Here is a 17,573-nt window from a genome sequence, read left to right as displayed (position 1 = left end):
CCGTTAGCAACGTAGAGTAACTATTATGCGTGAGATTTCCCGTTGTGAAAGCCAGTATTCGTTATATAAGTTCTGATTTTTTCATCAGAAATGTGGTTTCACCAGCCAAATCAGCCTCTTTTACTTGTCCCTTTGCGGTAAACGTCCGACAATTTGGCATTATTATGGCAAAAGATGGAGACGCCTATGTCCACCTCCTGGTTTGTCGCCGCCGACTGGCTGGCAGAGCATATCGACGATCCGCAAATTCAAATTATCGACGCCCGCATGGCGCCTCCCGGACAGGAATACAGGGATGTTGCGGGTGAATATCGTTCAGGCCACATCCCCGGAGCACTCTTTTTCGATATTGAAGCGCTCTCCGATCACACCTCGCCGCTGCCGCACATGATGCCGCGCCCGGAAGCCTTCGCCGTGGCGATGCGTGAACTGGGCGTACACCAGGACAGACATCTGGTGGTCTACGATGAAGGCAACCTGTTTTCCGCCCCGCGCGCGTGGTGGATGCTGCGAACGTTTGGCGTAGAAAACGTCTCAATTCTTGCCGGTGGCCTGGCGGGCTGGCAGCGCGATGAGCTGCCGCTTCAGGAAGGCGAAGTGGAACTCCCGGAAGGGGAATTTGACGTTAAATTCACGGCGGAGAAGGTTGTGCGTTTGACCGATGTACTCCTGGCGAGCCATGAAAGAACCGCGCAAATCGTTGATGCCCGCCCGGCGCCACGGTTTAATGCCGAAGCCGATGAACCGCGTCCGGGTCTGAAGCGTGGCCATATTCCCGGCGCGTTGAACGTGCCCTGGACGGAGCTGGTGCGTGAAGGGGAATTAAAAACGACCGATGAACTGGACGTCATTTTCTTCAGTCACGGCGTCAGTTTTGACAGACCGATTATCGCCAGCTGCGGTTCAGGTGTCACCGCGGCGGTCGTGGTGCTGGCGCTCGCCACGCTGGATGTGCCCAATGTCGCGTTGTATGACGGCGCATGGAGCGAATGGGGCGCGCGTAATGATTTACCGGTAGAACCGGCCTAACGTTTTGTAATGTGCCGGATAGCGCTTGCGCTTATCCGGCCTACAGTGCGGGTTGTCCCGGATGACGTTAACGCCATCCGGCTACCGGGATCAGATAATCCGATTCTGTTTAAAATCGCGCAGGAATCCGCCCCAGCGGCGCTCGTAGAACGGCGCGATGTGCTCGGTAATAAAGTGGCTGATGCCCTGCTCACCTTTTTTCACCTGACAGATATCAATCGGTTCATCGCCGGGCAAGGTATCAGTCGCCACGCTGCCCGCCGCATGAATGATCTCTTCGATGTCGCCATCCGCTTCAATGCCAATCAACAGATTCGGCTGGGCGTCATTGCTCTCTTTAATGGTGCAAAGAAAGGCGCGCTTAACCAGTTTGATGGTTTTAAACAGCGTGGTCAGGGAGTCGATCATCTGCGCAGGTGGTTCCGCCACCTCAGACAGAATCAGCGATTCACCGCCTTCCAGCACTTCCTGTGTACTCAGCGGATTGCCTTCTTCGCCGATCAGATGGCTGATCTCACGCGGCATAAACTCTTTGCCGGTAGGCAGTTTTGCGTTCAGGAAGAGCGTTTCGCCGAGCGTCATTTCAAATAACGTGCGCACCGGCATCACCACGAATGCCTGCTCGTCTTCTACCGCCTGCTGCAAGGCTTCCAGAGAGGTAAAAAACGGGATGACCGTCGTGCCGTCTTCTTTTTCCCAGTGCTGCAAATCCAGCGCGCTATCGTCAACAATCGCTTCGCCTTCAGCCGCTGTGCCTGGCACCCAGACGGTGGACTCCAGTAAGGTACGGAAAAATGCCGGACGATGCGCGGGTTCAGTCGCCGCCTTCTCCAGCAGGGTTTCTAATTCGTTTTTTGTTTCGGACATAAGGATCACAATAGAGATGCGTGTAGGGCGGGCAAGCGAAGCGCCCCCGCCGTTATCTTGCCGGATAGCGCTAACGCTTATCCGGCCTACATAATTATGCTGTTAACAGGTTAGCGATGGTGCGCACACCCAAACCGGTCGCCCCTGCCGACCACTGCTCAACCGGCGCTTTACGGTAGGTTGCAGAGCAGTCAATGTGCAGCCAGCCCTGCTGGTAGTTTTCGACAAAGTGCGACAGGAAGCCCGCAGCGGTGCTCGCCCCGGCAGGATACGCCGCGCTACCGGTATTGTTCAGTTCCGCAAAGTTAGAAGGCAACTGATTGCGGTGGAACTCCGCCAGCGGCAGACGCCAGAACGGTTCATTTTCTTCTGCCGCACTCGCCAGCAGACGCCCCGCCAGCGCGTCATCAAAACTGAACAACGCGTGGTAGTCGTTACCCAGCGCGGTTTTCGCGGCGCCGGTCAGCGTCGCCGCATCGATGATCAGCTCTGGTTTTTGCGCACTGGCGTCGATCAGGCCATCCGCCAGCACCAGGCGCCCTTCCGCATCCGTGTTCATCACTTCCACGTTCTTACCGTTGCGATAATGAATAATATCGCCCAGTTTAAACGCGTTGCCGCTGATCAGGTTATCCGCGCAGCACAGGTACAGCTTCACGCGTTTGTTCAGACCACGGGTAATCGCAAATGCCAGCGCGCCCGTTACCGTTGCCGCACCGCCCATATCGGACTTCATCGAGTCCATAAATGCGCTTTGCTTGATGCTGTAACCGCCGGAGTCAAAGGTAATGCCTTTGCCCACCAGACAGGCGTAAACCGGCGCGTCTTTATCGCCGGTTGGGTTGTAATCCAGCGCCAGCAGCACCGGCGCGCGATCGGAACCCCGGCCAACGGTATGCAGCCCCATGTAGTTTTGCTCGCGCAGATCTTCGCCTTTGGTAATGCGGTAAGAGACGTGATCGCACGCGACGCTGCACAGCAGATCAACAGCACGCTGCGCCAGCTGTTCCGGCCCCAGCTCTTCCGCCGGCGCGTTAATGGTGTCACGCACCCAGTCAATGATCGTCAGACGGTTGTCCAGTTCCTTCCGCTTCTCATCGTCAAGATCTGGCCACTCGACCTTGCGGCTGCCTTTCGGCCCTTTGTAACCCTGCCAGAATGCCCAGCTACGCTCCACATCCCAGCCAGCGCCGGTCAGTTGTACGTGTTTAATGCCCAGGCCGTCGATTTTACGCGCCGCGCGCTGGATTAAACCGGAGTCATCTTTACCGTTCAGGTGCAGGGTAATGCCGTCGTTATTGATGCTGTATGTGGCTTTGTCTCCCCAGCGAGCGTCAGCCGGTTGGGTGGAGAGCGTAATTTTCATCGCTTCAGTCATTGTTCTTTTCCTTCTTCGCGCATACAGGAAAACGGGCCACCCGTGGGCAGCCCGTTTATTTATTCAGCTTCGTCCAGCCAGACCAGCAGGATAGCCTCAAGGATCTTTTCATTTGATGCCTGCGGGTCATCATCAAAATCCTCAAGATCGCAAATCCATTGATGCAGGTCGGTGAAACGAACGGTCTTAGGATCGAGATCGGGGAACGCGTCGTACAGCGCCTCGCCGATTTCGCGGCTATCAGTCCACTTCAGTCCCATACTACCCTCTGTTAATGCTCGCGTGCATGGTTGATTGTGTAACGTGGGATTTCGACCACCAAATCTTCATCGGTGACGCGCGCCTGACAGCCCAAACGACTCTCCGGCTCCAGACCCCAGGCTTTATCCAACATATCGTCTTCGTCTTCCGTGCTTTCCGGCAGGGAATCGAAACCTTCACGCACGATGCAGTGGCAGGTCGTGCAGGCACAGGATTTTTCACAGGCGTGTTCAATCTCGATACCGTTACGCAGGGCAACGTCAAGAATGGTTTCGCCGGTCTCAGCTTCCAGAACTGCGCCATCGGGACAGAGATCCTGATGAGGCAGAATAACAATCTTTGGCATATTAAACCTCGTCCACGGAATGGCCTTGCAGCGCGCGACGAACAGATTTGTCCATGCGACGAGCGGCGAATTCCTGGGTTTGTTTGTCTACGTTTTTAATGGCTTGTTCTATCGCGTCAACATCATCGCTCTGCGCTACCTCGCTCAAGTGCGCGGCGGCATCATCAATGACCTGACGTTCTGCGGCGCTTAGCAGCGCGGCATCAGCAGCGAGCGCGCCGGTCAGGCTTTCCAGCACGCGCGCCGCTTCCACTTTTTGCTCTGCCAGCATACGGGCTTTTACATCCTGCTCGGCAAAGCTCATTGAATCCTGAATCATGGTGGCGATTTCGCTGTCCGTCAGACCGTAAGACGGTTTGACCTGGATAGACGCCTCAACGCCGGTGGATTTCTCCATCGCGGTGACGCTCAACAGGCCATCGGCATCCACCTGGAAGGTAACGCGGATATGCGCCCCGCCCGCCGGCATCGCCGGGAGCCCGCGCAGCGCGAAACGCGCCAGCGAACGGCAATCCTGCACCAGCTCGCGCTCGCCCTGCATGACATGGATCGACATCGCGGTCTGACCATCTTTAAAGGTGGTGAAGTCCTGCGCGCGCGCCACCGGAATGGTGGTGTTACGCGGGATCACTTTCTCCACCAGGCCACCCATGGTTTCCAGCCCCAGCGACAGCGGAATCACGTCCAGCAGCAGCATTTCGCTGTCCGGCTTGTTGCCGACGAGGATATCCGCCTGAATCGCCGCGCCAATGGCGACGACCTTATCCGGGTCGATTGCCGTCAGCGGCGGACGACCAAAAAATTCGCCCACGCGTTCGCGCACCAGTGGCACACGGGTGGAGCCGCCGACCATCACCACTTCCAGCACCTCCTGCGCCTCAACGCCCGCATCTTTCAATGCGCGGCGACAGGCCATCAGAGTACGTTTAACTAAAGCGGCAATAAGGTCATTAAACTGCTCACGGGTGATGTCGCCCTGCCAGCCCGCCACATTGACGCTAACGGAATCGGCATCGCTCAGCGCGATTTTTGCCGCGATGGCGGCATCCAGCAGTTCACGCTGAACGCGGTTATCGCTGCGATCGGCTATGCCCGCCAACTCGCGGATGTAATCGGCCAGCAGATGGTCGAAGTCGTCGCCGCCGAGCGCGGAATCACCGCCGGTCGCCAGCACTTCAAACACGCCGCGACTCAGGCGCAAAATAGAGATATCGAAGGTGCCGCCGCCGAGGTCGTAAACCGCGATAACGCCTTCTTTGCCGGAGTCCAGACCGTAGGCGATCGCCGCCGCCGTAGGTTCATTGAGCAGACGCAAGACGTGCAGCCCCGCCAGACGCGCCGCGTCTTTCGTTCCCTGGCGCTGTGCATCGTCAAAGTAAGCGGGCACGGTAATGACCACACCATCCAGCTCGCCCGACAACGCTTCCGTCGCCCGCGCCGCCAGCGCTTTCAGGATATCGGCAGAAATACGTACCGGGTTGAGCAGACCTGCCGCCGTTTCAATCATCGGCAGACCATTTTCACTGGCCTGGAACTGATACGGCAGATGGGGATAGCGCGTCTGAATATCCGCCAGCGAGCGGCCCATCATGCGTTTTACCGAGCTGATGGTGTTAGCCGTGTCCTGCGCCGCGTTCGCGCGCGCCGCGTAACCGACCGTGTGGCCCTGCTGCTGATAGTGAACGACTGACGGCAACAGATGGCGACCGTCGTGATCGGCCAGCGTTTCTGCCTGGCCGCTGCGAACGGTCGCAACCAATGAGTTGGTAGTACCTAAATCGATGCCTGCCGCCAGACGACGCTGGTGCGGCGCAGCGCTCAGACCAGGCTCACTAATTTGTAATAAGGCCATATTCGCTTCCGGGAATTAAAAATCGAGCAGCTTTTCTTCGAGTTGTTCGGCGCTGCTTCGCAGTTTATCGAGAAAACGCAGTTTACGCACGGTGTCCGCCGCCACGTCCCACGTCTCGTTGTCCAACTGTTCCACCATCAGCTGATGGCGGGCATCAAACATTGTTTTCACGCGCTTGATGAAACTTTCCAGCCGCGCTTCGTCCTTTGCCTGTTCTATTTCATCAAGCTCTTCACGCAGTTCCAGCTGTTCCATCAAAAACGCGGTATCGCGCACCGTATGCTGCTCGCTGGCCAGATCAAAGCCGTGTAGTGACAGTAAATATTCGGCGCGCGTCAAAGGGTGACGCAGCGTTTGCCAGGCCTGATTAATGGTCGCGGAGTGTTGTACGGCGGCGAGTTGCTCAGCCTGCGTACCGCTGGCGAATTTATCAGGATGATACTGACGTTGAAGATCCTGAAAACGGAGGCTCAGCGCCTGGGTATCGAGTTGATAGTGGGCTGGCAAGCCAAAGAGGGTGAAGTAGTCCATAACATTCTCAGGGCATCGACTCTCTGATGTTTCAGGAAGTCAGGTAAAACAAACCCCACGCGCAGGTGACCACGGTGGGGTTATCGGTAAGCACGTTACACGTTGAAGCTTTCGCCGCAACCACACTCGTCTTTTACGTTCGGGTTGGTGAATTTAAACCCTTCGTTCAGACCTTCTTTTACGAAGTCTAACTGCGTACCGTCCAGAAATTGCAGGCTCTTACCGTCGATCACGACTTTTACGCCTTTGTCTTCAAACACGGTGTCTTCTGCCGCCGGTTCATCAACAAATTCCAGTACATAAGCCATACCTGAACAGCCGGAGGTTCTCACCCCCAGGCGCAGGCCAAACCCTTTACCACGGTTTGCCAGAAAGGTATTTACTCGCGCTGCAGCACTGTCGCTAAGTGTAATCGACATAACAACCTCAACTCTTCTTATTTTGCTTCACGTTTGCTTTTGTAATCCGCAATAGCGGCTTTAATTGCGTCTTCTGCCAGAATGGAGCAGTGAATTTTCACCGGAGGCAGTTCAAGCTCGTCTGCGATATCGGTATTTTTAATCGCCTGCGCTTCGTCCAGAGACTTCCCTTTCACCCATTCGGTGACCAGGGAGCTGGACGCGATAGCGGAACCGCAGCCGTAAGTCTTGAAACGCGCGTCTTCAATGATACCTTCATTGTTGACTTTAATCTGCAACTTCATCACGTCGCCGCAAGCCGGTGCGCCCACCATGCCGCTGCCTACGTTTTCGTCGCTGTTGTCAAAGGAACCCACGTTGCGTGGATTCTCGTAATGATCGATTACTTTTTCGCTGTAAGCCATTATAAATTCTCCTGATTCCGATACCGATTAATGATGAGCCCATTCGATGCTGTTCAAATCCACGCCCTGTTTGAACATTTCCCACAGCGGGGAAAGGTCACGCAGACGACCGATGGATTTGCGCACCAGCTCAATGGTGTAGTCGATCTCTTCTTCAGTAGTGAAACGACCTAAAGAGAAACGGATAGAGCTATGCGCCAGCTCGTCATTCATGCCCAGTGCGCGCAGCACATAGGACGGTTCCAGACTTGCGGACGTACAGGCGGAACCTGAAGACACCGCCAGATCTTTCAGCGCCATAATCAGGGATTCGCCTTCAACGTAGTTAAAGCTGACGTTGAGAATGTTCGGCGCGCCCTGTTCCAGGTCACCGTTCAGGTAAACTTCTTCGATATCGTTGATGCCGTTCCACAGACGGTTACGCAGCGTGCGCAGACGCGCCATCTCGGTTTCCATCTCTTCTTTCGCGATACGGTAAGCTTCGCCCATACCGACGATCTGGTGTACAGGCAGCGTACCGGAACGCATACCGCGCTCGTGACCGCCGCCGTGCATCTGCGCTTCGATACGAATACGCGGTTTACGACGCACATACAGCGCGCCAATCCCTTTCGGGCCATAGATTTTGTGGCCGGAGAAGGACATCAGGTCTACTTTCAGCTGGCTCAGGTCGATAGGCAGTTTGCCCACGCTCTGGGTGGCGTCAACGTGGTAGATAATGCCACGCGCACGGCACATTTCGCCGATGGTCGCGATATCCTGCACCACGCCGATTTCGTTGTTGACGTGCATGATGGACACAAGAATGGTGTCACCGCGCATCGCCGCTTCGAGTTCTTTCAGATCGATAATGCCGTTACTCTGCGGCGCCAGGTAAGTAACCTCAAACCCTTCGCGCTCAAGCTGACGGCAGGTATCCAGCACGGCTTTATGCTCGGTTTTGCTGGTGATGATGTGCTTGCCTTTTTTCTGATAAAAGTTGGCCGCACCTTTAATCGCCAGGTTGTCGGATTCAGTCGCACCGGAGGTAAAGACGATTTCACGCGGATCGGCGCCAACCAGTTCTGCGATCTGGTTGCGGGCGATATCTACCGCTTCTTCAGCTTGCCAGCCGAAACGGTGTGAACGAGAGGCCGGGTTACCAAAGGTTCCGTCCAGGGTCAAAAACTGCATCATTTTCTCGGCAACACGCGGGTCCACCGGCGTGGTTGCGGAGTAATCGAGATAGATCGGTAATTTCATTGCTCTATAAACTCCGTACATCGCTTCAATGCAAGGAATCAGGCAACCGGCTGGATGTACGACCGAGTACACGGGGCGAGTAAACGCCCCGGCCTGATTCTGAAATCTATTATAATTTTTTACCCTAACTGTTTTGCGGTGCAGCAAGGCGACAAGCTTGTGAAACCCAGGCGCTTAACATAAGTAAGTGACCGGGATGAACAAGCGCGGCCAACGCAGCAGCGCCCCGAAACAGGGCGGGTAAATTACGCGCGCAGTTTGACGTCGATTGCGTCTTGCGTACGGGTGCTACGTGGCGCGTCATGGGTGTGCTGACGATCAGACACATCCAGAACTTCCTGGTTATTCACCAGTTCGCCTAAAGTAATGTTGTTGAGGAAACCGGTCAGACGGTCACTCAAATCACGCCACAGCGCATGCGTCAGGCATTTATCGCCGCCCTGACAGCCGCCTTTGCCCTGACAACGGGTCGCATCTACCGACTCGTCAACAGCGCTAATCACTTCGCCAACCGCGATGCTACCTGCGTCTTTACCCAACAGATAACCACCGCCTGGGCCACGTACGCTGGAAACCAGACCATTTTTACGCAAACGTGAAAACAGCTGTTCCAGATAAGAAAGGGAAATTCCCTGACGTTCAGAAATATCAGCCAACGGTACCGGGCCCGCTTCGGAGTTGAGCGCAACGTCCAACATTGCGGTCACGGCATAACGCCCTTTAGATGTCAGTCTCATGTCTTACTTAACCTCAAACTCGCCCCTGCCCGGGGTTTTTTATTGTAAAATGGGGGTATTGCATAGCAGGGTCAAGTCTGACATTCCCGACTAAATCAGTCAACTATTTACTTGACTAATTTAGTCAGGTATTTAACCTTCAGTGCCGTTTCTGTTTGCCGGATGGCGCTCCGCTTATCCGGCCTACAATATTCGGCCTGCAAATCGTGCAGCCATCCGGCATCAACACGCTTACTTGCCTTTATTCTGCTGCTCAATAGAAGCAAGAATACCGCGCAGGATGTTCAGTTCCTGGCTTTCCGGGCGCGCACGCGTAAACAGACGACGCAGTTTGTTCATGACCTGCCCCGGATGGCCTTCACGGATGAAGCCGGTTGAAAGCAGCGTCTGCTCCAGATGGCCGTAAAAACGTTCCAGGTCGTCCACCAGCGGATATGGCGTCTCTTCATGTTCCGCCGCCTCGTCGTTTTCCTGCGTTGCCAGCCAGGCCATACGCACTTCGTAGGCGATCACCTGTACCGCCATCGCCAGGTTGAGCGAGCTGTATTCCGGGTTTGCAGCAATCGCCACATGGTAATGGCATTTTTGCAGTTCGTCGTTGGTCAGGCCAACGCGCTCGCGGCCAAAGACCAGCGCAACCGGCGTATTCGCGGCTTCCGCCACGCTTTTCAGACCGCATTCGCGCGGGTCCAGCATCGGCCACGGCAGCGTGCGGGAACGCGCGCTGGTGCCGACCACCAGGCTACACCCTGCCAGCGCGTCATCGAGCGTATCGACGATCTGCGCATTGCCGATCACATCGCTGGCGCCAGCCGCCAGCGCGATAGCCTGGGAGTCCGGCTTGACCAACGGATTTACCAGCCACAGGTTTGTTAAACCCATTGTTTTCATGGCGCGGGCAACAGAACCCATATTGCCGGTGTGAGAGGTTTCCACCAGCACAATTCGAATATTTTGCAGCATTGTCTTTCTTCGGCTAAAGATTATTCGGGCATATTATCATAAAACGGAGACATATTCCGAACTCGCTGCTATACTCTGCGCCGTTTTCCCGTTCTTTAACATCCAGTGAGAGAGACCGATGCATCCGATGCTGACCATCGCCGTGCGCGCAGCGCGCAAGGCGGGTAATGTAATTGCCAAACACTACGAAACGCCTGACTCAGTAGAAACCAGCCAGAAAGGCAGCAATGATTTTGTGACCAACGTCGATAAAGCCGCCGAAGCGATTATTATCGAAACGATCCGCAAATCTTACCCACAGCACACCATCATTACCGAAGAAAGCGGTGAACATGAAGGTACCGATCAGGATGTTCAATGGGTTATCGATCCACTGGATGGCACCACCAACTTTATCAAACGTCTGCCGCACTTCGCGGTATCTATCGCAGTACGCATCAAAGGCCGTACTGAAGTCGCGGTAGTTTACGATCCTATGCGTAACGAACTGTTCACCGCCACTCGCGGTCAGGGCGCACAGCTGAACGGTTACCGTCTGCGCGGCAGCACCGCGCGCGACCTGGATGGCACCATCCTGGCGACCGGTTTCCCGTTCAAAGCCAAACAGTATGCGACCACCTACATCAATATCGTTAGCAAACTGTTCACCGAATGCGCTGACTTCCGTCGCACCGGTTCTGCTGCGCTGGATCTAGCGTATGTGGCTGCGGGTCGCGTTGACGGTTTCTTTGAGATCGGTCTGCGCCCGTGGGATTTCGCCGGCGGCGAACTGCTGGTGCGTGAAGCGGGCGGTATCGTCAGCGACTTTACCGGCGGCCATAATTACATGACGACCGGTAACATCGTGGCCGGTAACCCACGCGTGGTTAAAGCGATGCTGGCAAGCATGCGCGACGAATTGAGTGATGCGCTGAAGCGTTAATCGTTTGATGCCGGATGACGGCTAGCGCCTTATCCGGCCTACCAGGGGAGTTTCCCGTAGGCCTGATAAGCGAAGCGCCATCAGGCATTCATCCTACAACTGTGCTAAAACGGTCTTAATCCCCTGCCCACCGGCACCGCACTGACCCACATCACAACAGCAGCCACAACCAAAATCACGCCACCGGCTAACGCCAGCGTTGTCCAGCCAATCTGTCGCCACAATACCGGCGTTTTATTGCCGCTTAATTTTACCGCCAGCGTGCGGAAACTGTGGACCAGCAACGCCAGAGAGGTAATGGTCAGCGAGGTTCCCGCCGCCATCGCCAGCGCCGACGCCATTCCCCAACTAAAGACGCCAATAACTTTACTGAACAGCAGCACCATAATCGCGCCGGAACAGGGGCGCATCCCCATCGACAGAATAATCATCAGCCGCGCGCGCCAGTCATCGCCATTCCTGAGTTGCTCTGGGTTCGGCAGATGCTGATGCCCACAGCCGCAATGTTCGTGGTGAACATGATGCGGCGTAAATGAGATAAATTTCGGCTTGCGCAGCAGCGCGCGAAGCGTCTTTAGCGCCCGCCAGCAAAGCAATATTCCCAGCACGCCGACTAACGCATAACTGCCCTTCTCCAGCCAGAAGCTGCTCAGATGTAACTGCCTCGCCGGAAGCTGCAATACCGTCAGCACCACAACCACCAGCGCAATGGCCACCAGCCCCTGCAACAACGATGAGGCCAGCGTCAGGCCGATGCTTGATTTCAGCTTTGATGGATGCGTCGCCAGCCATGTGGTAATCACCACTTTACCATGACCCGGCCCCAGCGCATGGAGTACGCCATACAGAAAGCTAAACAACAGCAGCGAACCGCCCGCCTGCGCCGGATTCGCCGCCACCGCTTTTAATAAGGCGCTCATCTGCTGATTCACTTCCCGCTGCCAGACAATGCTTTTCACCATCACCTGCGGCCAGGCCTGCCATAACCACAGCCCGCCCGCGATGGCCAGCAACAGAAATACCGCCAGCGGCCACAGCGGCAGCCAGCGTAGGGAGCGCGGACGTTGTTGGGAGATTACTGACATTGCACCGTTACCTTCTGCGCGAACTGTTTACCCAAATCCATATCCTCCGGCGGCGCGTCTTCTTTATCCAGCGACTGCGCAAAACTGAGCGTCTCTTCACTCGGCGTCGGCGTATGCACGCTCATGCTGCATTGTGTGCTTAACGCCTGCGGCAACGAGGCGTCCCGATCGTTGGCGTAGCTCATATCCACATAGTATGTGGGATCGAAGGTCGAGAAAGTATAAGTCTGGCCGCTCAGCGGGTGCGGTTCAGCCAACGGCAGGACAAACGTCAACACCGCCTGGTGCGCTTCCCGTTCCATTCCATATTCCGTCGGGCGATTTTTAAACTTGACCTTTTGTCCGTTGTGCCACACTTCGGTGAAGTAGTGCTGGCCGAGCACGTTCGCCATCACTTCCGCCGCCAGCTTTTTCCAGATCTCCGAACCGGGCTTCGCGTCTCCCGCGTCGTAAAGCAGGTCTGCGGAGGTGATTTCATCCATCGTCCAGCGCATTTTTAGCGCCACAAACCGATCGTTTTCACTCACCAGTTGCGTCTGCAATCGAATAAAGCTATGAGGGTGCGCCTGCACTGTGAAAGATAAAACAGCGAGAAAGAGTGTTAAAGCGCTGCGTTTAACTAATTGCATCTGTTCCTCACGTTAAAAATTCTGTGATGCTCGCCAGCATTCCTGGCGTAAAGCCCTCTTATAACCATTTCCACGCACAAACTTTAGCTATCCTTATCAAACAAACTAACGGGAGACCAGACAGATGATGCCAACGCTTACTTCGCCGTCTGTACTTTCTGCTCCCCAGCGCCGCTGCCGGGTTTTACTGACGCTTTTCCAACCGGGGCAAATCGCCACCACGGAAACATTCAGCGCGCTCAATGGCGTCGATGATGAAATTGCCCGTGAGGATATCACCGAAACAGGCCTGGAGATCCAGCGCTATCATCGACTCGCCATCACAACGGGTCAGAACGGACGCTACCGAATCGAGGGGGCTGCGCTCAACCAACGTTTGTGCCTTTTACACTGGCTCAGACGCGGCTTACGCATATGCCCGACCTTCATTACGCAACAGTTTACGCCGGCATTAAAAACCGAGCTTAAACGGAGAGGGATCGCGCGTACGTTGTATGACGATACCAATCTGCATGCGCTGATCAACCTTTGCTCGCGGCGGCTGCAAAAACCGTTTGAATGCCGGGATGTGCAGTTTCTGCGGCTGTTTTTACAATATTGCCTGCTACAGCATCATGCGGGCATCGCACCGGCGTTTAATCCGCTACAGAAACAGTGGGCGCAGTCCTGCGCCGAATACCCGCTCGCGCTGGAGATTGGCCGTCACTGGCAGCGCCGCGTCATGCAAAACGCGCCGCCCGACGAAACGCTGTTTATGGCTTTACTGTTTTCCATGATTCGCATCCCCGACCCTATCCACGACAACCATCAGCAGGATCGCCGCCTGCGCCTGGCTGTCGCCCGGCTGGTGTTGCGCTTTCGGGAAATGGGGCAGGTACGCTTCAGCGACGAACAGGGACTTAACGACCAACTCTATGTGCACCTTGCCCAGGCGCTGAGCCGAAGTTTATTCGCCATTGGTATTGATAACACGCTGCCGGAAGAGTTCAGTCGCCTCTACCCTCGGCTGGTGCGCACCACGCGTGACGCCCTCGCCGGGTTTGAAAGCGAATACAGTGTGCGTTTCTCTGATGAAGAGACAGGGCTGGTCGCGGTAATTTTTGGCGCATGGCTGATGCAGGAGAACGACCTGCACGAAAAGCAGATCGTGCTACTGACAGGCAATAACGGCGAACTGGAGGCACATATTGAGCAGCAATTACGAGAACTGACGCTCCTGCCGCTCAATATTAAGCATGTGCCAACGCAGACCTTCCAGAAAGAAGGTTCGCCGCGCGGCGTGGCGCTGATTGTCACCCCGTATGCCACACCGCTGCCGCTCTTTTCGCCGCCGTTGATTCATGCGGACCTGTCACTTACCGCACACCAACAGCAGCAGATCCGCAAAATACTGGAATCATGATGACGCGGCGACGTTAGGCCGTAAGAAAATAGCAGGCAACGCCACCAATGCCATCACCCAGAATACGCCGTTCCCTAAATGCTGATACAGGAATCCGGCGAATACGGTCATGATGGCGATGCTGCCGCCCATCGCCACGGCAGAATAGACCGCCTGTAGACGAATCACTTCGCTTCCCTGGCGAGCGGCGATGTAACGCATCGCGGCCAGATGGCAAACGGTAAAAGTGCCGCAATGCAGAATCTGGATCGCTATCAGCCACGGCAGCGCGGTGCTCCAGCCCATTAATCCCCAGCGAATGACGCCGCATACGGCGGAGAGCAATAGCAGATCGCGAGCGCTAAAACGGCGGAACAGTTTGTTGCTCAGCGCAAAAATAACCACTTCCGCCACCACGCCCAGCGACCACAAATACCCCACTGCCGAAGCGGAATAGCCCGCCCCCTGCCAGTAAATCGCGCTGAAGCCGTAATAAGCGGCATGCGCGCCTTGCAGCAGGCACACGCAGGCGAGAAAGCGCCAGCTCTGGACGACGAGCGTACGCCAGGCCGGCCAGCCCGCGCTCTCCTGATGACGGCTTTCCCCCTGCGGTAATACGCTCGGTCGCAGCAGCATACCTAACAGCATCGAGGCCACCCCAAGCGTCAATAGCCCCAGAATCGCCTGATAATCAAAGAGGCTCACCAGTTTCCCGGTCAACGCCGAGCCGATCACAAACGCAATGGACCCCCACAAACGCACCCGGCCATAGTCCATCGTTAACTGTTTTTGCCAGGTATTGGCCAGCGCATCGGTGAGCGGCACCAGCGGCGAGAAGAAGAGGTTAAAACCGATCATCACCACCATCAGCCACGCAACGTGCGTCCCTGCCCAGAATGCAAGGGCAAACACCAGCGTCAGCAACGCCAGAAGGCGTAACGCAAAAATCAAGCGGGAAGGATCGCTCACCCGTGGCGCAATCAACAGGCTACCGAGAAAACGCGCCACCAGCCCTGCCCCCAGCAGGAGACCGATGGTTTCCGGCATCAGTCCCAGGCCTTTAAGCCAGACGCTCCAGAATGGCAGAAAAATACCGTAGCTAAAGAAGTAGGTAAAATAACCGAGCGCCAGCCAGCGCGTGGAGTGCAAAACCATGATTCCCTCCCGTATGGAGGCGATAGTCTGGCGATAAATGCAGGCTGGCGCAAGAGAGCATTAACAGGCGAATAACATCTTTTTTGGCCTAAACAACAGCGATTTGCATCGCGAAATGGCACTGGTCTCCCTGAGCTAAAGCCTGGAGTCCCGGTTGCCCCGGCATGTTGTGGGCATTTACCGGGTGCGACTGCGGTTCCAGACACAAGAATGACTCCCCTTGCATTCTGAATAGCATAAGCCAGGGCGTTTGCGATAAAAGCGTGACCTTCATCACATCACGCTGCACGATCGCCCGCCCGCTCCAGCCGGAATACCCTACGTTAAGCCACGCATCCTCGCCATATTGCGCACCGGAAAAATCTGCCTGCCGGGGAATATCGCTCTGCCATTCCTGCGGCAGATGCTGCTTACCTTCCGGCCAGTAACCGCTGGCGGCAAACTGCACGGTACTGTGGCGATCAAAAGCAAAGTACGGGTGGAATCCGCAACCATAAAGCATCGGTCGTTCCCCCCGGTGCGTTATCGTCAGCGAGGCATGAAGCACAGAAGCGTTCAGCTGATAGTGAAGATCCGCGACATAATCATAACCGCACGCCATTTGACGACCTGAACGCAGATGACAGGCATCCTCATGAACGGCAATCGTATCCCAGCGCCTGAGCCAGCCGTCACCGTGCAGAAAGAAAACGGCATCCTCCTCATGCCGGGGAAGATTCACCGCCTCTCCCCGGAACAGAAAACGGTTTTCGGCAACGCGATTGGCGACCGGCAGCATGGGGAACAGGCCGCATTCGCCGGGTTTTACGCCGCATCCTTCACGTAAAACGGCCTGCTGATGCGCTAATGAAAATAAACTCAACAATCTGCCGCCCTGTGGATCAACACGCATCCGCAGATGCGTGTTTTGTAATGTCAGCGTATCGTCCATTACCGTGCGCTTCGCTGTTGAGTTGACGGGCTGGATTTCACATGCCGCGCCGCCAGTTGCTCTTCCAGCGCTTCCAGCGTCACGCCTTTCGTTTCAGGCACATTGCGCAGCACGTAGAAATACCCCATCGCGCAGATAACGCCGTAAAGCAGGAAACTACCCGCTGCTCCCAGCCCCGCATTAAGCAGCGGGAACGTGTAGGTCAGCAGAAAGCAGGCAATCCAGAGCGCCAGCGTCCCCAGCGACATCGCCAGACCACGGACTCGGTTCGGGAAGATTTCCGACAACAGAACCCAAGTGACAGGCGCCAGCGTCAGGGCGTAAATCGCAATAGCCGCCAGCACCAGCACCAGAACCGGCCAGCCCATAATCCCCATCCCGTAAGCGGCAGCAATCAGTACATAAATCACCGTGAGTCCTGAAGCGCCAAACAGCATCAGTTTTCGGCGACCAATTTTATCGACCAGCGGCAGCGCTGCGAGGGTGAAGACGAGGTTAATGATCCCTGTGGCGACAATGGATTTTAACGTTCCGTTGATATCAAACCCTGCGGAAGCGAAGATCTCCTGCGCATAGTTGAAGATCACATTGATCCCGCACCATTGCTGGAAGACGGCCAGCACCATGCCGATGATGACAATCGGTTTAATCTGCGGCTGCAACAGCGTTGACCAGGCCACTTTGTGGTTGTCTTTCAGCAGAGTATGTTCTATTTCCCGCAACGTCTGCCCGGCATACTCCGCTGAGCCAATCCGTTGCAGCATGGCGCGGGCGCGTTCAGGTTTGCCCGCTTTGACCAGCCAGCGCGGTGATTCCGGCACAAAGAACATCAGAACCAGAAACGCCAGCGCAGGCACCAGTTCCGCGCCGAACATCCAGCGCCAGCCCATCTGCCCATTCCAGCTTTCAACAATCGCCTGCCGGGTCGCGTCGGTCGCCACCGGTTCAGCAATCATCAGGTTAATGAGCTGGGCCGCCAGCACGCCGATCACGATCGTGAGTTGGTTGACCGCCACAAAACGGCCACGCTTTTCCGCCGGGCTGACTTCCGCGATGTACAGCGGGCTAAGGGCGGACGCCAGGCCGATTCCTACGCCGCCAACGATACGGTAAATCACAAACATATCGAAATTGCTGGCGACAGCGGTTCCCCAGGACGATGCGCTGAACAGGATCGCGGCCAGAATCAGCGGCATTTTTCGCCCAAATTTATCAGCGCACCAGCCGGACATCAGTGCGCCAAAGATACAGCCGACCAGCGCTGAACTCATCGCCCAGCCGGACTGCGCGGGATCGGTAATTGAAAAATAGGCTTCGTAGAACGGTTTGGCGCCGCCAATCACCACCCAGTCATAGCCAAACAGCAAGCCGCCGCAGGCGGCAACCAGACAGATAGTCCAGACATAACCGATTCTTAAATGTGTCTGCGTGTTATTCATTA

At 55.9% G+C, this 17,573-nt stretch carries 19 protein-coding genes; 3 read left to right on the top strand and 16 right to left on the bottom strand.

Annotated features, from left to right (window positions below):
* Window positions 1–186 precede the first annotated feature (186 nt).
* Window positions 187–1,029, top strand: coding sequence for a 3-mercaptopyruvate sulfurtransferase (sseA, locus tag OGV50_RS12555; RefSeq protein WP_286488564.1), 843 nt, complete (start codon window positions 187–189; stop codon window positions 1,027–1,029).
* Window positions 1,030–1,119: 90 nt separating this feature from the next.
* Here the strand turns inward: sseA and sseB are convergent, their stop codons facing one another.
* The 11 genes from sseB to trmJ all read right to left on the bottom strand — a co-directional run bounded on the left by sseB (window position 1,120) and on the right by trmJ (window position 10,029).
* A complete protein-coding gene (gene sseB / locus OGV50_RS12550; RefSeq protein WP_012131255.1) occupies window positions 1,120–1,896 on the bottom strand; it encodes an enhanced serine sensitivity protein SseB in 777 nt (258 codons plus the stop codon).
* A 94-nt stretch (window positions 1,897–1,990) separates the two neighbouring features.
* Window positions 1,991–3,274 carry an aminopeptidase PepB gene (gene pepB, locus OGV50_RS12545; protein ID WP_012131254.1) on the bottom strand — a complete coding sequence of 428 codons (1,284 nt, stop codon included), beginning with the start codon at window positions 3,272–3,274 and terminating at the stop codon, window positions 1,991–1,993.
* 59 nt (window positions 3,275–3,333) lie between these two features.
* Entirely contained in the window at window positions 3,334–3,534 is a 201-nt protein-coding gene (iscX, locus tag OGV50_RS12540; protein ID WP_012131252.1) for a Fe-S cluster assembly protein IscX, read from the bottom strand.
* Window positions 3,535–3,545: 11 nt separating this feature from the next.
* The gene (gene fdx / locus OGV50_RS12535) at window positions 3,546–3,881 is read right to left on the bottom strand and encodes an ISC system 2Fe-2S type ferredoxin (RefSeq protein ID WP_012131251.1); all 336 of its coding nucleotides are present in this window, start codon (window positions 3,879–3,881) and stop codon (window positions 3,546–3,548) included.
* A gap of 1 nt (window position 3,882) precedes the next feature.
* On the bottom strand, window positions 3,883–5,733 hold the full coding sequence (hscA, locus tag OGV50_RS12530) for a Fe-S protein assembly chaperone HscA (RefSeq protein ID WP_200090919.1): 1,851 nt from the start codon (window positions 5,731–5,733) through the stop codon (window positions 3,883–3,885).
* Between the two features lie 15 nt (window positions 5,734–5,748).
* Window positions 5,749–6,264 carry a co-chaperone HscB gene (hscB, locus tag OGV50_RS12525; RefSeq protein ID WP_012131249.1) on the bottom strand — a complete coding sequence of 172 codons (516 nt, stop codon included), beginning with the start codon at window positions 6,262–6,264 and terminating at the stop codon, window positions 5,749–5,751.
* Window positions 6,265–6,359: 95 nt separating this feature from the next.
* The gene (gene iscA / locus OGV50_RS12520) at window positions 6,360–6,683 is read right to left on the bottom strand and encodes an iron-sulfur cluster assembly protein IscA (RefSeq protein ID WP_004104506.1); all 324 of its coding nucleotides are present in this window, start codon (window positions 6,681–6,683) and stop codon (window positions 6,360–6,362) included.
* A gap of 17 nt (window positions 6,684–6,700) precedes the next feature.
* The gene (gene iscU / locus OGV50_RS12515; RefSeq protein ID WP_002913991.1) at window positions 6,701–7,087 is read right to left on the bottom strand and encodes a Fe-S cluster assembly scaffold IscU; all 387 of its coding nucleotides are present in this window, start codon (window positions 7,085–7,087) and stop codon (window positions 6,701–6,703) included.
* Between the two features lie 27 nt (window positions 7,088–7,114).
* Entirely contained in the window at window positions 7,115–8,329 is a 1,215-nt protein-coding gene (iscS, locus tag OGV50_RS12510) for a cysteine desulfurase (RefSeq protein WP_200090926.1), read from the bottom strand.
* A gap of 245 nt (window positions 8,330–8,574) precedes the next feature.
* A complete protein-coding gene (gene iscR, locus OGV50_RS12505) occupies window positions 8,575–9,066 on the bottom strand; it encodes a Fe-S cluster assembly transcriptional regulator IscR (RefSeq protein WP_012131246.1) in 492 nt (163 codons plus the stop codon).
* Window positions 9,067–9,297: 231 nt separating this feature from the next.
* A complete protein-coding gene (gene trmJ / locus OGV50_RS12500) occupies window positions 9,298–10,029 on the bottom strand; it encodes a tRNA (cytosine(32)/uridine(32)-2'-O)-methyltransferase TrmJ (RefSeq protein ID WP_071258072.1) in 732 nt (243 codons plus the stop codon).
* 118 nt (window positions 10,030–10,147) lie between these two features.
* On the opposite strand from trmJ, the gene suhB reads away from it, so the two are divergent.
* Window positions 10,148–10,951 carry an inositol-1-monophosphatase gene (suhB, locus tag OGV50_RS12495; protein WP_024130116.1) on the top strand — a complete coding sequence of 268 codons (804 nt, stop codon included), beginning with the start codon at window positions 10,148–10,150 and terminating at the stop codon, window positions 10,949–10,951.
* Window positions 10,952–11,055: 104 nt separating this feature from the next.
* Here suhB and OGV50_RS12490 read toward each other — a convergent pair whose 3' ends face one another.
* Both OGV50_RS12490 and OGV50_RS12485 read right to left on the bottom strand, forming a co-directional pair.
* Window positions 11,056–12,036 (bottom strand): nickel/cobalt transporter, encoded by a 981-nt coding sequence (locus tag OGV50_RS12490; protein ID WP_200090928.1) that lies wholly within the window; start codon window positions 12,034–12,036, stop codon window positions 11,056–11,058.
* Window positions 12,027–12,665 carry a DUF1007 family protein gene (locus OGV50_RS12485; RefSeq protein ID WP_200090930.1) on the bottom strand — a complete coding sequence of 213 codons (639 nt, stop codon included), beginning with the start codon at window positions 12,663–12,665 and terminating at the stop codon, window positions 12,027–12,029. The genes OGV50_RS12490 and OGV50_RS12485 overlap by 10 nt, the downstream gene beginning before the upstream one ends.
* Window positions 12,666–12,789: 124 nt before the next feature.
* Here OGV50_RS12485 and csiE point away from each other — a divergent pair, with 124 nt between their 5' ends.
* Complete coding sequence (gene csiE, locus OGV50_RS12480; protein ID WP_200090932.1) at window positions 12,790–14,067, top strand: stationary phase inducible protein CsiE; 1,278 nt, start codon at window positions 12,790–12,792, stop codon at window positions 14,065–14,067.
* On the opposite strand, the gene OGV50_RS12475 is transcribed toward csiE, so the two are convergent.
* The 3 genes from OGV50_RS12475 to OGV50_RS12465 all read right to left on the bottom strand — a co-directional run bounded on the left by OGV50_RS12475 (window position 14,062) and on the right by OGV50_RS12465 (window position 17,571).
* Complete coding sequence (locus tag OGV50_RS12475) at window positions 14,062–15,201, bottom strand: 3-phenylpropionate MFS transporter (protein ID WP_200090939.1); 1,140 nt, start codon at window positions 15,199–15,201, stop codon at window positions 14,062–14,064. The two genes, csiE and OGV50_RS12475, sit on opposite strands and share 6 nt — an antisense overlap.
* An 88-nt stretch (window positions 15,202–15,289) precedes the next feature.
* Window positions 15,290–16,132 carry an aldose 1-epimerase gene (locus tag OGV50_RS12470; protein WP_200090942.1) on the bottom strand — a complete coding sequence of 281 codons (843 nt, stop codon included), beginning with the start codon at window positions 16,130–16,132 and terminating at the stop codon, window positions 15,290–15,292.
* On the bottom strand, window positions 16,132–17,571 hold the full coding sequence (locus OGV50_RS12465) for a sugar porter family MFS transporter (RefSeq protein WP_049009092.1): 1,440 nt from the start codon (window positions 17,569–17,571) through the stop codon (window positions 16,132–16,134). Before OGV50_RS12465 ends, OGV50_RS12470 begins: the two co-directional genes overlap by 1 nt.
* Window positions 17,572–17,573: the final 2 nt, after the last annotated feature.

This window comes from Citrobacter sp. CK180 (assembly GCF_030333655.1).
Taxonomy (GTDB): Bacteria; Pseudomonadota; Gammaproteobacteria; order Enterobacterales; family Enterobacteriaceae; genus Citrobacter_B; species Citrobacter_B koseri.
Note: the sequence above shows the minus strand (reverse complement) of the source record. Positions and strands in the feature narration are given on the sequence as shown.

Excerpts from the sequence above, each read along its gene's own strand:
- sseA (WP_286488564.1), top strand. The coding sequence starts at position 187 with ATGTCCACCTCCTGGTTTGTCGCCGCCGACTGGCTGGCAGAGCATATC.
- sseB (WP_012131255.1), bottom strand. The coding sequence starts at position 1,896 with ATGTCCGAAACAAAAAACGAATTAGAAACCCTGCTGGAGAAGGCGGCG.
- pepB (WP_012131254.1), bottom strand. The coding sequence starts at position 3,274 with ATGACTGAAGCGATGAAAATTACGCTCTCCACCCAACCGGCTGACGCT.
- iscX (WP_012131252.1), bottom strand. The coding sequence starts at position 3,534 with ATGGGACTGAAGTGGACTGATAGCCGCGAAATCGGCGAGGCGCTGTAC.
- fdx (WP_012131251.1), bottom strand. The coding sequence starts at position 3,881 with ATGCCAAAGATTGTTATTCTGCCTCATCAGGATCTCTGTCCCGATGGC.
- hscA (WP_200090919.1), bottom strand. The coding sequence starts at position 5,733 with ATGGCCTTATTACAAATTAGTGAGCCTGGTCTGAGCGCTGCGCCGCAC.
- hscB (WP_012131249.1), bottom strand. The coding sequence starts at position 6,264 with ATGGACTACTTCACCCTCTTTGGCTTGCCAGCCCACTATCAACTCGAT.
- iscA (WP_004104506.1), bottom strand. The coding sequence starts at position 6,683 with ATGTCGATTACACTTAGCGACAGTGCTGCAGCGCGAGTAAATACCTTT.
- iscU (WP_002913991.1), bottom strand. The coding sequence starts at position 7,087 with ATGGCTTACAGCGAAAAAGTAATCGATCATTACGAGAATCCACGCAAC.
- iscS (WP_200090926.1), bottom strand. The coding sequence starts at position 8,329 with ATGAAATTACCGATCTATCTCGATTACTCCGCAACCACGCCGGTGGAC.
- iscR (WP_012131246.1), bottom strand. The coding sequence starts at position 9,066 with ATGAGACTGACATCTAAAGGGCGTTATGCCGTGACCGCAATGTTGGAC.
- trmJ (WP_071258072.1), bottom strand. The coding sequence starts at position 10,029 with ATGCTGCAAAATATTCGAATTGTGCTGGTGGAAACCTCTCACACCGGC.
- suhB (WP_024130116.1), top strand. The coding sequence starts at position 10,148 with ATGCATCCGATGCTGACCATCGCCGTGCGCGCAGCGCGCAAGGCGGGT.
- OGV50_RS12490 (WP_200090928.1), bottom strand. The coding sequence starts at position 12,036 with ATGTCAGTAATCTCCCAACAACGTCCGCGCTCCCTACGCTGGCTGCCG.
- OGV50_RS12485 (WP_200090930.1), bottom strand. The coding sequence starts at position 12,665 with ATGCAATTAGTTAAACGCAGCGCTTTAACACTCTTTCTCGCTGTTTTA.
- csiE (WP_200090932.1), top strand. The coding sequence starts at position 12,790 with ATGATGCCAACGCTTACTTCGCCGTCTGTACTTTCTGCTCCCCAGCGC.
- OGV50_RS12475 (WP_200090939.1), bottom strand. The coding sequence starts at position 15,201 with ATGGTTTTGCACTCCACGCGCTGGCTGGCGCTCGGTTATTTTACCTAC.
- OGV50_RS12470 (WP_200090942.1), bottom strand. The coding sequence starts at position 16,132 with ATGGACGATACGCTGACATTACAAAACACGCATCTGCGGATGCGTGTT.
- OGV50_RS12465 (WP_049009092.1), bottom strand. The coding sequence starts at position 17,571 with ATGAATAACACGCAGACACATTTAAGAATCGGTTATGTCTGGACTATC.